This window comes from Paenibacillus sp. LBL (assembly GCF_029893715.1).
Lineage (GTDB): Bacteria > Bacillota > Bacilli > Paenibacillales > Paenibacillaceae > Paenibacillus_AQ > Paenibacillus_AQ glucanolyticus.
Genome location: NZ_JARXYU010000021.1, coordinates 1 through 12,790, shown reverse-complemented (window position 1 = coordinate 12,790; position 12,790 = coordinate 1). Strand labels below are relative to the sequence as shown.

The 12,790-nt window shown below is 39.6% G+C and carries 13 protein-coding genes and 1 pseudogene; all 14 read left to right on the top strand.

Features of this window, described 5'->3' with window-relative positions; genetic code table 11:
• Positions 1-22 precede the first annotated feature (22 nt).
• Entirely contained in the window at positions 23-1,972 is a 1,950-nt protein-coding gene (qoxB, locus tag M2277_RS27695) for a cytochrome aa3 quinol oxidase subunit I (protein WP_036638600.1), read from the top strand.
• Complete coding sequence (qoxC, locus tag M2277_RS27690) at positions 1,969-2,565, top strand: cytochrome aa3 quinol oxidase subunit III (protein WP_036638602.1); 597 nt, start codon at positions 1,969-1,971, stop codon at positions 2,563-2,565. The genes qoxB and qoxC overlap by 4 nt, the downstream gene beginning before the upstream one ends.
• 2 nt (positions 2,566-2,567) lie before the next feature.
• A complete protein-coding gene (gene qoxD / locus M2277_RS27685) occupies positions 2,568-2,852 on the top strand; it encodes a cytochrome aa3 quinol oxidase subunit IV (protein WP_036638605.1) in 285 nt (94 codons plus the stop codon).
• A gap of 186 nt (positions 2,853-3,038) precedes the next feature.
• Positions 3,039-3,782, top strand: coding sequence for a pirin family protein (locus M2277_RS27680; protein ID WP_051449139.1), 744 nt, complete (start codon positions 3,039-3,041; stop codon positions 3,780-3,782).
• A gap of 199 nt (positions 3,783-3,981) precedes the next feature.
• Positions 3,982-4,407 carry a BlaI/MecI/CopY family transcriptional regulator gene (locus M2277_RS27675; protein ID WP_036638607.1) on the top strand — a complete coding sequence of 142 codons (426 nt, stop codon included), beginning with the start codon at positions 3,982-3,984 and terminating at the stop codon, positions 4,405-4,407.
• Positions 4,400-5,260 carry a M56 family metallopeptidase gene (locus tag M2277_RS27670; protein ID WP_051449140.1) on the top strand — a complete coding sequence of 287 codons (861 nt, stop codon included), beginning with the start codon at positions 4,400-4,402 and terminating at the stop codon, positions 5,258-5,260. Before M2277_RS27675 ends, M2277_RS27670 begins: the two co-directional genes overlap by 8 nt.
• 167 nt (positions 5,261-5,427) lie before the next feature.
• Entirely contained in the window at positions 5,428-6,045 is a 618-nt protein-coding gene (locus M2277_RS27665; protein WP_051449141.1) for a copper resistance CopC family protein, read from the top strand.
• On the top strand, positions 6,042-7,127 hold the full coding sequence (locus M2277_RS27660) for a copper resistance D family protein (protein ID WP_051449142.1): 1,086 nt from the start codon (positions 6,042-6,044) through the stop codon (positions 7,125-7,127). Before M2277_RS27665 ends, M2277_RS27660 begins: the two co-directional genes overlap by 4 nt.
• A 243-nt stretch (positions 7,128-7,370) precedes the next feature.
• A complete protein-coding gene (locus M2277_RS27655; protein ID WP_036638609.1) occupies positions 7,371-8,318 on the top strand; it encodes a cation diffusion facilitator family transporter in 948 nt (315 codons plus the stop codon).
• Positions 8,319-8,473: 155 nt separating this feature from the next.
• A complete protein-coding gene (locus tag M2277_RS31810) occupies positions 8,474-8,704 on the top strand; it encodes an NAD(P)-binding domain-containing protein (RefSeq protein WP_081742737.1) in 231 nt (76 codons plus the stop codon).
• Positions 8,704-8,865: pseudogene (locus tag M2277_RS31805) on the top strand (monooxygenase); the annotation flags it as partial. The gene M2277_RS31810 and the pseudogene M2277_RS31805, both read left to right, overlap by 1 nt.
• Positions 8,866-9,348, top strand: coding sequence for an NAD(P)-binding domain-containing protein (locus M2277_RS27650; protein WP_235187329.1), 483 nt, complete (start codon positions 8,866-8,868; stop codon positions 9,346-9,348). It begins immediately after the preceding pseudogene.
• A gap of 1,301 nt (positions 9,349-10,649) precedes the next feature.
• Positions 10,650-11,867, top strand: coding sequence for a serine/threonine protein kinase (locus M2277_RS27645; protein ID WP_051449144.1), 1,218 nt, complete (start codon positions 10,650-10,652; stop codon positions 11,865-11,867).
• Positions 11,868-12,540: 673 nt separating this feature from the next.
• The gene (locus M2277_RS27640; protein WP_156515014.1) at positions 12,541-12,699 is read left to right on the top strand and encodes a hypothetical protein; all 159 of its coding nucleotides are present in this window, start codon (positions 12,541-12,543) and stop codon (positions 12,697-12,699) included.
• Positions 12,700-12,790: the final 91 nt, after the last annotated feature.

Here is a 12,790-nt window from a genome sequence, read left to right as displayed (position 1 = left end):
TCAGCAGAAAGGAGACAGGAGCATGGATTTTTTCGATCGATTTGCCGTCCCCAACCCGGGACCGACGATTTATGCCTCAATGGTTGCTATAGCTCTTACCGTTTTCGCAATAATCTTTGGCTTAACCTACTATAAAAAATGGGGTTACATATGGCGTGAGTGGCTAACAACGGTTGACCATAAACGTATTGGTATCATGTATCTCATATCTGCTCTGCTGATGTTATTCAGAGGCGGCGCAGACGCGATTATGATGCGTGCACAAACGGCCGTACCTGATAATAATCTTCTTGGAGCCCAAGAGTATAATGAAATATTTACAACCCATGGGGTTGTCATGATTATTTTTATGGCGATGGCATTCATTATGGCTTTAATGAATTTTGTGGTGCCGCTTCAGATTGGCGCTCGTGATGTTGCATTTCCGAGGCTAAATGCCTTAAGTTATTGGTTATATTTTTCCGGTGCTATGCTATTTAACATTTCTTTTGTAATCGGTGGATCTCCTGATGCTGGTTGGTCATCTTACTTCCCTCTTGCCGGGAACGAGTTTAGCCAGTCCGTAGGAACGAATTACTATATGTTCGCTCTTCAAATTTCGGGCATTGGTACTTTAATAACGGGTATCAATTTTATCACGACGATATTAAAAATGAGAGCACCAGGCATGACCTTGATGAAGATGCCTATGTTCACATGGTCTGCGCTGATTACCAACCTTATTATTGTGTTTGCGTTTCCTGTCCTAACCATTGCGCTCATCATGGGGACAATGGATCGACTTTTTGCCACAAACTTCTTTACAACGGCAGATGGCGGTATGGACATGCTTTGGGCTAATTTGTTCTGGGTTTGGGGACATCCAGAAGTATACATTTTAATCCTGCCGGCATTCGGTATTTATAGTGAGATTATTTCTACCTTTGCTCGACGTAATCTCTATGGCTACAAATCCATGGTAATATCCATGGTTGCCATCTCTGCACTGTCATTCTTAGTCTGGGTACATCATTTCTTTACAATGGGTCAGGGAGCGCTCGTGAACAGTATCTTCTCGATTACGACCATGGCTATAGCCGTACCGACGGGGATCAAGATATTTAACTGGCTATTCACCCTTCGAAAAGGAAAAATTGTTTTTACGGTTCCCATGCTGTATTCCTTAGGGTTTATCCCCATTTTCACCATTGGTGGAGTAACCGGCGTCATGCTGGGAATGGCCAGTGCGGATTATCAGTACCATAACACCATGTTCTTAGTGGCCCACTTCCATCTGGTTATTATTCCAGGAGTCGTTTTTGCGATGCTTGCGGGTCTTACTTACTGGTGGCCAAAAATGTTCGGCTTTATGCTAAATGAGAGAATTGGGAAATGGGCATTCTGGTTTATTGCGGTAGGTGTTTGTGTAACCTTCTTCCCTATGTTTATCTCTGGCTTGGACGGACAGGCAAGACGAATGTACACATATTCAGAGTCTACCGGATTTGGTCTGTGGAATATGATTTCATTTATTGGAGCAATTGGGCTTTTAATCGGATTTGTACTTATCGTGTATAACATCTATTACAGCACTCGCTTTGCATCAAGAGATATTCCGGCTGATCCTTGGGACGCTCGATCATTAGAGTGGGCGACACACAGTCCAGTACCTGAATACAACTTTGCTGTAATTCCAACGGTAAATTCAACTGAAGCGTTCTGGGATTATAAGAAGAAAGGATTCAAACTTTTCAAAAATAAAATAGATCAAATTCATATGCCGAATAATAGCGGATTACCATTCATCATGGCGATTATTTTCTTCGTATGGGGATTTGCACTAGTCTTCGCGATGTGGGGCGTCGCCATTGCAGCTACAATCGGAATTTTTGCTTGTTTGGCTTATCGCTCATTTGAACAAGATGATGGACATTACATCCCCGTTAAAAAAATTATTGATACTGAAAAAAGATTGGGGGAGGTTAGAGAATGAAAACAGATCCATCGCTCCCACTAGAATACGGAACGGAACAAAACCGGCTTAATATTTTTGGGTTTTGGATTTTCCTTGGGGCTGAAATCTCACTCTTCGGAACGCTGTTTGCTTCTTATTTTACACTAGTTAATCGAACAGGCAGCGGCCCGACAGGTGCTGAATTATTTGAAATCGCCCCCGTATTAATTGAAACGATTTTGCTGTTGGCAAGCAGTTTTACAATCGGATTAGGCATACATGCTATGCGCTTAGGAAGACCAAAAGCCATGATCACATTTTTTCTGATTACGTTGCTTCTCGGATTAGGCTTTCTAGGTGTCGAAATATATGATTTCTTTGTGTACGTTCATGAGGGGGCTTCTCTCCAGACTAGCGGTTTTACTGCGATTCTATTCACTACCTTAGGTATTCATGGGGCGCATGTTGCGATAGGTTTAGCCTGGGGATTGTTCATTATCCTTCAAATCAAAAAGCATGGATTAACACCGGCAACCACGAATAAAGCTTTCATTTTCTCGCTGTATTGGCATTTCCTTGACGTTGTTTGGATTTTCATCTTTAGCTTCGTCTTCCTGAAAGGAATGATGTGAACATGAAAGAGTTATTTCCGAGAAAACAAGTGATAGGTTTTGTATTTTCACTTGTCTTGATCGCTGCTGCTCTTACGGTATACTTCTTGGATATGTCCTTCGCCGTCGGAGCTACTATTCTTCTTGTTACAGCGTTCATTCAGGCAGCTATACAATTGGTTGTGTTTATGCATGCTGGTGAAACGGAAGATAAGAAATCAATATATACAAGTCTGTATTATGGGATTTTCATTGCCTTAGTCACGGTATTCGGTACACTTCTGACATTAATCTGGGGTTATTACTAATTAAATCAATGTACAATTTTCTATAGATGTCGGACTGCAGGCGGCTATTACTTGATTGTGTTCAATCAGTAGTCGCTGATTCCAATTCGAATATATCTATAAGTAAGTCAGCAGCTCTCCCTGAATGCTTATTGGTGGCGTATTCTTCATTCATACGAGTTTAATTGTTTTAACAGGGGGCTATATATGAACATTCACATTTATCCACCTCGTAATCAAGGGTTTATGGAATGGGGGGTAAAATTAAACGGTCATATACCCGTCAGTTGTGGCAAAACACCGGACGAAAAGGAAGTGGGGCCTCTGTTTTACTGGAATTGGTTTCGAGTAAGTGATTATTTTAGTTCCCCTATACAATATCATCACCGGTTCGAAATTCTGACTTACATGCTTCAGGGAACAATGGAACATGATGACGTGAAAGGGAAGGTCTATAGAGTTAGTCGAGGGGGAGTCCACGTACTGCAGACTGCAACGGGGTTATGTCATCAAGAGCGTTTCTTAGGTCCGCGAGCACATGGATTTCAAATATGGTTTGATCCGAAACGCTCTCAAAGTGTTAGGGATCTTCCACGCCATCGTGGGTATCAGTCTAGTGCTTTTTCTGTGAAACAAAAGGGAGGTGTGAGAGTTCGTCAGATCATTGGTGACAATTCCCCAATTGTTCTAAAAACAGATGTTTCCATGATAGATTTGGAACTTGAGCACAGGGTATCAATGTCATTAACCCTTGCACCGTTTCGAGTCATGACCATGTTTATCGTTGAAGGCCAAGGGAATCTAAATGATGGTTTAGGCTACTTTCAAAAAGGGGACTTTGTGGCGGTTTATTCCACGGAAAGTGACGCAGAAGATGTACATCTTCAAACTTCTCACAATGGTTACCTTCGAGCCGTTATTGTTGACGTAAGGCAGTATGATTTTGTTTAAGCGCATATTCAGGTCTGGGTAAAGCTATTCGTCGATTTCAGTTCCGAGACCGATTAAGATATTTTTTTATTCCTATAAAAAGGATCCTCATCCAGTTGAATGCGTGTTATTGGCATATCCCCAAAGATGATTTAAAGTATAGTAGTCGGTTTAAATCATCATACTATGATATTAATCAACTTGGAAAAGGTGGATTATCATGCGAATAAAAAAGATTAACATGGATGAGGAAGGTCTTAATCGTTTTTTTGGCTCGTTAGAAGCCAAAATTATGGATATCATATGGGCAAAAGGTAGAGTCACAATAAAAGAAGTTCACGAGATGATTGATGATGAGACCCCTATATCGAAAAACGCTGTAATGACGGTCATGACAAGACTGGTGGAAAAGGAATATCTCATTAGAGAATCAACGGGGAAAGGGCGATCCAAGGTGTCGCATTTTTATTCCCCACAAACGAAAGAGGAGTTTATCACTGAGCAGACACGAGCTGTTACAGACAGTCTCTTTGCGGACTTTGGTACATTTTTGGTCAAAAATCTAATAGATAATCTAGACAGTGCTGACCCTGATTTAATCAAACAATTAGAGCTTAAGTTGAAGGAAATGAGACGAGATGAATAAACCAAATGATTTTAGTCATAATCCGAAAATATCCTTAACCATTGCTTTACTAATCTGTGCAACTGTCTTGCTTCAGATGGGTTACAATGTCCTTCACCAAATTAAAGACGTGCCTTCTGATTCCGATATCACCCCATTGATGATGTCTACCATTCGAGATGCATTGTTTAATCATGAGATTTTTATAAATGCTTTTATTGCGTATTCACTCATCATTCTTAGTTATCAAACCATAAAACAATTTTTTCTATATCGAAGTTGGGGGAAATTCGTTAGTTCTAACGAATTGCCTGATTTGTCTATTTACTATACTGAAAAAAACGTAGATTTGAATTGTAGGATCAAAGTAGTCTCAGATTCAAGAAAGATTGCAGTGACGTCAGGATTCTTTAAGCCCTTCATCGTGCTATCTACCGGTCTTATCAACCATTTCAATGAAGAGAAACTAAATGCAATTATTTTACATGAATCGTTTCACTGTTTAAAGCGGCATCCTCTTCATAATGTAATGTTATGTATCAGTTCGAAGAGCCTGATTTATGTCCCGATCGTAAAAGAGCTGGTCCAATACTATCAAATATGGATGGAACTGAATGCAGACCGATTTGCAATTGCAAAGATGGGGAGTGAGTCGCCTTTAGGCCATGTACTCCTTGATTTAATCAAGAATCAAACCGTAAAAACTCCAGGTTATGGTTTGCACTTCTCGCATACCGCGATCAATTATCGAATTCAGCAGCTGATGGACCCAGAGCGTCAATTACAAGTGATGGTATTTAGAAAGAAAGCTTTGTATGCTTCCCTGATTGTGCCGGTATTAATGGGAATTATTATCATCATGGAATGTATTTAATTCGTTCCTATGAAGTGCGCAACAATCTAACAGAGTGAATTTCTGCATAAGAAATTCACTCTGTCTTAAATTTGTCAGAATTAGAGTTTTAACATTATTGAATGAACATATATTCATGTGTTAGTCTGATAGCAATGTTAATTAAAAATTGAAAGGGTTGCTTTATTATGATAAAGAAAATAGGTCAGCAAATAATAATAGGTATGCTTTTTGCGCTTGTTTTTGCCTTCCCAACTACGATATTTGCACATACTCAATTGGAAATGTCATCACCCAAAGAAGGGGAAACCGTGACGACGGAACTTAAGGATGTATCCCTGCAATTTAACACGAATATTGAAAAACTTAGCTCTTTTAAAATCATTCATCAATCGAAACAGGAAGTGCCTCTTGATCAAACTACGATTGAGGGGAATACGATGACAAGGCATATTATGGATGGGACGGCTCTTGAAAATGGTACATATACCGTTGAATGGAGAATTGTTGGGAAAGACGGTCACCCTATAGAAGGAAAATATGACTTTACTGTCGATATATCAGCAAAGGAGCCGGTTACAGAAACCAATGCGAAGGCACCGGAAATAACAGATCAAGAGGCAGTTTCTGAGCCGAAGGAAACTCCTGAGGTGACTTCCGAGACTGCAAGCGGTAATCAAGCGAATACGGAGTCGGACATAAATCAAACGGGAAAAAATAATATTTGGATTTATTTTGTGGTTGGTATTGTGATCATCCTGATTATAGCTGGAGTAGGAAGAGGAATGACTCGGAGGAAAAAATGAATTGGTATTGGATAGGGGAACCCATACTTTATAGTTGCTTAGCTATCTTATTCGGGGGCATTATCGTCCCACGCATTCATACACAAGTCAAATTCCCTGCCAAATTATTAATTATAGCCGCAGTAGGAGTCGCAATCTTTTCGTTTCTACCGGTTCTCAGAATTGTTCTCTTTTTCTCAGATGATGCAGGCTTTGCACTTATATTTAAGAATGTCATGCTGTTTTTCTCAGAAGGGAAAGCATATATTTGGACAGTGATTTTCACCGGATTATTTATCAGTACCGTGTTGGTGAACAAAGGAGTTGATAGTAAAGGAACCAATAAAATAGCTCTTACGGGGTTATTCTTGGTAGCGATCGGTATTATCGGGACTCTATCGTGGTCAAGCCATGCATCCTCCAATTTTGGAATCATAGGTTTTTGGACGCAATTTCTACATTTGTTTTCTGTAAGCGTTTGGGCAGGCATTCTGGTTGTTGCCGGCTTGTATATACCCAATAAAGCAGATGAGTGGAAGGCGTTTTTAAGATGGTATCATCCGCTTGCAATTATCGCTATGATTATCATCCTTGTATCCGGATTACTTTTAAATATGAGAACAGATCCTGATTATGTGAACTCTTGGATCACTTCATATGGTCAATCCTTATTGTTAAAACATCTTTTCGTGATTCCGCTTTTGGTCATTGCTTTCTTGAACGGTTTCTTAGTAAAAAGGAACCTAAACCATACGGATTTCAATCCTAAAAAGTGGATGCTGGTCGAGGGAATCATTATTCTACTGATCTATACCGTTACAGGCTATATGAATCAGCAGCCAGCCCCTCATGATTTAAATCCTCAATTGATGGAATCATCAGCATCTAAGTTATATATGTGGTTGATCCAAGGAGAAGGAGTGCGGGTTCCAGTTGAAATTACATGGAGTCCGATATCTGTGTTCCTCTTTATAGTGGCACTTTGTAGTATTGTTTCAATGTACCTGTTGTTTAAGAAAAATAAGAATGCTTACGCAGCTCTGATTTGTGCAGTTATATTTACATTTGTTTCATTTGTAGGGTTTATGACCTTAGTATCCTGAGTTAAGACTTATATTGTTAGTTAAATGAAATTACTTATCCCAAAAGAGCCTGATCATTTTACGATTAGGCTCTTTTTCTGTTGTCTGTTAAAAAAGGTAAGTATTTAAACAAGAATATTAACGAAAATGTGTAAGAGGTGAAGGTTGAAAACTAAATGGCGTAATTTGGTTTAGTTTAGGGAACCCTTTATTTCGAGCGATAAATCGTGTAGATACACTATGAGCATGAGGGAGTTGAAATCAATGGGACAAAAAAGCGTTTCACTTCAACAATCGAATCATGATGGCCACTCCCAAGAGGGGGGGCATTCACATAGTCATGGTAAAAACGTGAATAAACAAGCCTTAAAACTTTCTTTTATTCTCATTACAGCATATATGATTGTTGAAGCCATTGGCGGTTTTATGACTAACAGCCTTGCTTTAATTTCTGATGCAGGTCACATGCTAAGCGATGCTGCTGCCCTTGGATTAAGTTATTTTGCTATGATATTTGGGGAGCGAAGAGCCAGCAAATATAAAACCTTCGGATACAAAAGGTTCGAGGTTTTAGCTGCATTTATTAATGGTATTACTTTGATCGTAATTTCGTTATACATATTCTGGGAAGCTTATAAACGATTTTCTGAGCCACCCGAAGTTATGAGTTCGGGTATGATCATTATCGCTTCCATTGGCTTGATTGTTAACTTAGCTGCGGCCTATATTCTGATGAAAGGTGACAGGTCCGAAAATCTTAACATAAGGAGTGCTTTTCTTCACGTAATTGGTGATCTACTTGGTTCCATTGGAGCCATTATTGCTGCTTTACTGATTATGTTTTTCGGCTGGAACTTAGCAGATCCGATTGCCAGCGTATTGGTGTCCATTCTTATCATCGTGAGTGCTTTCAGGGTGACTCGAGATTCAATCCACATTCTCATGGAAGGGGCACCATCCAATATTAAAGTCAACGAAGTTCAAGATATGCTTAGTTCCATTCAACATGTGATCGAAGTACATGATCTGCATGTCTGGACTATTTCATCGGACTTCCCTTCACTTAGCTGTCATATCGTCGTGAATGATATACAAAATAGTGCCGTGGTCCTTAAAAAGGCTGAACGCATTCTAGAGGAACAATTTAAAATTAAACATACTACGATTCAAGTTGATGGTCCGGAAACACAGTGTGATATTGAGGAGCATTGAGGACAACGCGAGAATAAATCAAACAAAAAAACAGTGAAGAAGTAAGCATTGCTTTACTTTCACTGTTTTTTGTTGTCTCCCATATGATCATAAGAAGGCGACAGGGTCGTGGCCGAAGTACTACAATAGTTTAAAGCTGTTGTCGCCGGCTAAATATTCATCCCTACCCGAACTTCATATCGTCTCTATGTGACCGATACCCTAATCGAGATGAGGTTGTTCAGTACCTAAAAAACTTCGCGTCTCACTTTCAATTACCAATTGCCTTTCATCAACGTGTTGAGCAAGTTTCTAAAGAATCAGGTGTTTTTCAAGTGCGTACGACTACGGGAGAAACCTATACTGCAAGCAACGTGATTTGCGCTACCGGTTCTTTTAACAAGTAATATATCCCGTCAATACAGGGTCAGGAAGATACAAAGGTACTATCGTACATTCCGCGGTTTATAAGAAACCGGATCCCTTTAGGGATCAATCGGTTATCGTTGTTGGCAGGGGAAATTCTGCCGTACAAATCGCAATGGAGTTAGCAGATATAGCCAATACCATGTTAGCTGTTCGTGAGCCGGTCTCGCTTGTTCCGCAGCGTTTTTTAGGAAAAGATATTCACTTTTGGTTTATCATCACCGGTATCGATTCACACTGGCCGATAGGGAAGTCATTAGCCAACGCTTCTTCCGTTATGGACTTGGATGGGTACAAACAAAGATTGAAGGATGGCAACCCCAAGCAAAAGATCATGTTTACTTCGTTTTATGAAGATGGGGTGATCTGGCCAGATGGTTCAAAAGAGAAGGTGGATAGCGTAATCTTTGCAACTGGGTTTCGTTCCAATCTTTCCTTTATTAAGGATCTAGGAGGACTTGATGCTAAGGGAGATCCATTACAAGACCGAGGCATAAGTGCGGTTGTACCTGGTCTATATTTTGTGGGGCTGTCCGGGCAGCGAACCTTTGCTTCGGCGACCCTGCGTGGTGTTGGTCCTGATGCAAAGTATATCGTGAAACATATTCAGAAAAGTGCTAAGTGAGACGGATGGTTTCTTATGCGGAAAAGTTATTTTTGCTTTCGTCAATGTGACTCGTTTAGGTTCCTTCGACGCCACGCTAATGTTATATATATTTGTAATTGCAGACATTCTAATTTTAACTGGTAGGAATAAAAAACAGTGAGTAATCAATGGCTACTCACTGTTTATTGTATTGTTATAATTCCTAATTAACTTGTATAAAAAACTATTTATTATTTAGTTTTACTTCAATAAATGAAATGATTTCATTTTTATCCCTCGAGTCGAATGTCTGAGATACGATCATGGAGCTGCTGGGAAAATGAGGATCACTTTCTGGAGTATTGGTAATCATGACATTATTTTAGAGAAGCTACTTTTTCAGAAGAAAGTCAGCAAACGAATACCAAGAGAAAAGAAATTAACTCAGATAAAGGAAGTATGTAAGAAATAAATTGCAACAGAAATGGATATAAGGTTTGAAAAACGTAGCAAAAGAAGTAGGAGTCTCCACGAGAAAATGGAACGAAAAATTAGGGAATGGGACTCAAGTGAGGCGACCGATGTATCGGGTGCTAGATTAGCATATACATTTATCCCCACCGGTTTCGGATTAGTTATTGAGGTGTGCGATGCGATGTTTGTAAGAGGAAATTGAGCCTGACAGAAGGTAGGGGATAGAGCACTTCAATATTCTTTGTAGAGGAGATACTCGGTTATCAAAAATAATACGTATTAGAAGATCTCTGGCAAACTAATGTCAGAGGTTTTTGTTATAATTAGGAATATCATGTGGAATCAGGTATCAGAGTATTAACAAACAAAAATTATGGGCCAGGGAATATGAAAATGAGACTTAAGAGGGTTAATTAATAATAAGCAATTTCCGTTGTTATGGGCGAACAGAGACAGTAATAACTTTTGAGGATATTACTACTTTATCGGAGCATAGCAGCGGAAAGAGCGCTGCGCTTCAATTATATTGAGGCGAATTTTTCTTTTATTGAAGAAGAGAACAGTAATGGAGAAATTGATTATGCCATACCTACATACTATGAACACTTTGTTGTTGATCAACCAGGCGAGCCTCCCTATTTAAGGATCCGATTGCAGGCTACATGGGAGCAAAGATACCGCAGATGGTATGATCGAAAATAAAATATACTATATGTCAATGTCAGAGGATGGAGAACAACATGATACAAGGGTGCCAACAAGTGACCTCTCTTAAATTAAAATATTTATGTGCCTGCAATTCGAAATCCTTACACATTATTATAGAGGTTAGCGCAGTGGACAATCCCTTTTGGAGATGAAATCTTATGGATCTTATTGCTCACAATGATAGTGTTGCTCTAATGAAGCGTAAACTTCGTGATTTTCAAGATTTATTTGGAGCTGATAATATCCGGATTTATGAAGAATACTATTCCGCATTTTCTCACCGGAATCAGCAATGGTTGTTCTCCGCATTGCATTATGAATTGAATGGGCTGCTTCGCTATCTGTTTACGAAACTTCTAGGGAACCGCCACTATAATGCAGATGAAAGCCGGAAGCTTTTAGCCATAATTCAAATGATCGGATCTCTAAAAATGAATTTGAAAACTACCGAATTTGAATTTGAGTTAGACCCATCCTATGATGAGTTGTTAAAGAAATGCAGAACTTTTTTAAAACCGACCAATGGCAGCCCCATCCCGGATGATCTAGGAGAGATCGAACTAATCGATCATCGGAACATTTTCCATCTTAAACAGTCAGTCTCGGTACCGAACAATCCATCGAGAGCGTATCCGTTAATTTTCGTTGGGGAAGGTTCCTACTCACAAGTCTTTAAATATAGAGATGAAAGCTATGACCTGTGGATCGCTCAGAAACGAGCATTAAATAACTTGACTACTGCAGAACTCGTACGGTTCCGAAACGAATTTGACGACCTGAAGAAATTCGACTCTCCTTTCATTATCAAAGCTTACGAGTACGATAATCAAAACAATTCATACACAATGGAATTTGTCCCTCTAACACTCGATACATACATCTTCAAATGGAATGATCGACTTTCCATAAATGAAAGAATTCGACTCATTACACAACTTTTCCGGGCATTTTCATATATCCATCATGAAGGTCTTTGGCATCGGGACATTTCATATACCAACATTCTTGTCAAGCAGCATATTGATGGCAGTGTATTCCTGAAGGTTGCTGATTTTGGCTTGGCGAAACACCCGCATATCCGACTGACACGTCCTGGAACCGAGTTTAAAGGTTCACTGAACGATTCAAATTTGAGAATTATCGGGTTTGAAAACTATGAAGTTCGTCACGAAGTCTTTGCACTTGCTTTCATCATCTGCTATATACTTACTGGAAAAAAAGAGCTCTCGGCTATAAAGGGCGATACCGTATTCGAATTTTTTGAAATCGCAACAAGCCCTGATCTTAATCGTCGCTTTAATTCCGTAAACGAGATGGCTCAAGCCTTTCAACGGTTAATACCTCATATACGGGAATTAAGTTCACGAAAACTCTAAAAGGTTGAAGGTGAAACCGCCAGGGACCTCAATTACGGCCAAGTCGCCCTCGAATCTGTCAAAAAAACTTATAGTTTCACCGGCGCCCGTCGAATGGCGTTCGTCGTTTTTTCTTCGTGAAAGGGTAGTTCCTCATTGCGGCCCCTCAAAAAACGGTTTAAGAAGAAAATCGTTAAATACTGATGTAACGACTATTTTCTTCAGTGTCTCAACGTAATCTTTTTACCGTCGCTGATCGTGTGATCGAGCCTTACAGGTCGGTCCGGTAGACCGTAGCCTTGGCCGCTATGAGGAGGTCTCATTATGTGGGGTACTATTTATATTATCGTACACAATCTTACTTTTCCCTCAATATGGGGGAGAATTGAAGGATTACGAGGAAAGGTCGTAAAAGTGAATTCGATGCTAAACGTCAAAATTGTGAAGGGCGTTTTCACTTTTTATATTGTATGCAGGTTAGCTCTATAGTGACAGATTATAGTTATTGTGGGAAAATAGTCATGGTAACAGGGTCTCTAGCTTTGTGCTCATTAATTTGAGTGGACTCTTCGGGGTAAACCTAGTTAAAAGGCGTCAAAAAGCTTTTGTCTTTGCCTCATCCTGACCTGTTTACAGGTGCCATCCTTTATCCTCTAGAGACCCTGTTACTAATACATTAAGCAGGTGACGTTTTATGAGTAATTCGGATCTTTTATCTGAAAAACTTCAACTTAAGCATTTGAGAGATGTTTATAATTTGAAAATTTCACATAAAGCAAATCCTGGACTAGATAGGATGAATCGAAATGCATTTGAAAAAAATTTAGATGAACATTTGAATGTAATTAATTGAGCATTTTGCATTAATCTGAGTCCTTGATACACAAGGATTTCCACACATAAAAAAGGGACTTCACCCCAACTTGGCGAAGTTTTTCGGTGAC

Coding starts and splice junctions, on each gene's coding strand:
- M2277_RS27670 (WP_051449140.1), top strand. CDS start 4,400: ATGAATAAACCAAATGATTTTAGTCATAATCCGAAAATATCCTTAACC.
- M2277_RS27650 (WP_235187329.1), top strand. CDS start 8,866: ATGTTAGCTGTTCGTGAGCCGGTCTCGCTTGTTCCGCAGCGTTTTTTA.
- M2277_RS27655 (WP_036638609.1), top strand. CDS start 7,371: ATGGGACAAAAAAGCGTTTCACTTCAACAATCGAATCATGATGGCCAC.
- M2277_RS27660 (WP_051449142.1), top strand. CDS start 6,042: ATGAATTGGTATTGGATAGGGGAACCCATACTTTATAGTTGCTTAGCT.
- qoxB (WP_036638600.1), top strand. CDS start 23: ATGGATTTTTTCGATCGATTTGCCGTCCCCAACCCGGGACCGACGATT.
- M2277_RS27680 (WP_051449139.1), top strand. CDS start 3,039: ATGAACATTCACATTTATCCACCTCGTAATCAAGGGTTTATGGAATGG.
- qoxC (WP_036638602.1), top strand. CDS start 1,969: ATGAAAACAGATCCATCGCTCCCACTAGAATACGGAACGGAACAAAAC.
- M2277_RS27675 (WP_036638607.1), top strand. CDS start 3,982: ATGCGAATAAAAAAGATTAACATGGATGAGGAAGGTCTTAATCGTTTT.
- qoxD (WP_036638605.1), top strand. CDS start 2,568: ATGAAAGAGTTATTTCCGAGAAAACAAGTGATAGGTTTTGTATTTTCA.
- M2277_RS27665 (WP_051449141.1), top strand. CDS start 5,428: ATGATAAAGAAAATAGGTCAGCAAATAATAATAGGTATGCTTTTTGCG.
- M2277_RS27645 (WP_051449144.1), top strand. CDS start 10,650: ATGGATCTTATTGCTCACAATGATAGTGTTGCTCTAATGAAGCGTAAA.
- M2277_RS27640 (WP_156515014.1), top strand. CDS start 12,541: ATGAGTAATTCGGATCTTTTATCTGAAAAACTTCAACTTAAGCATTTG.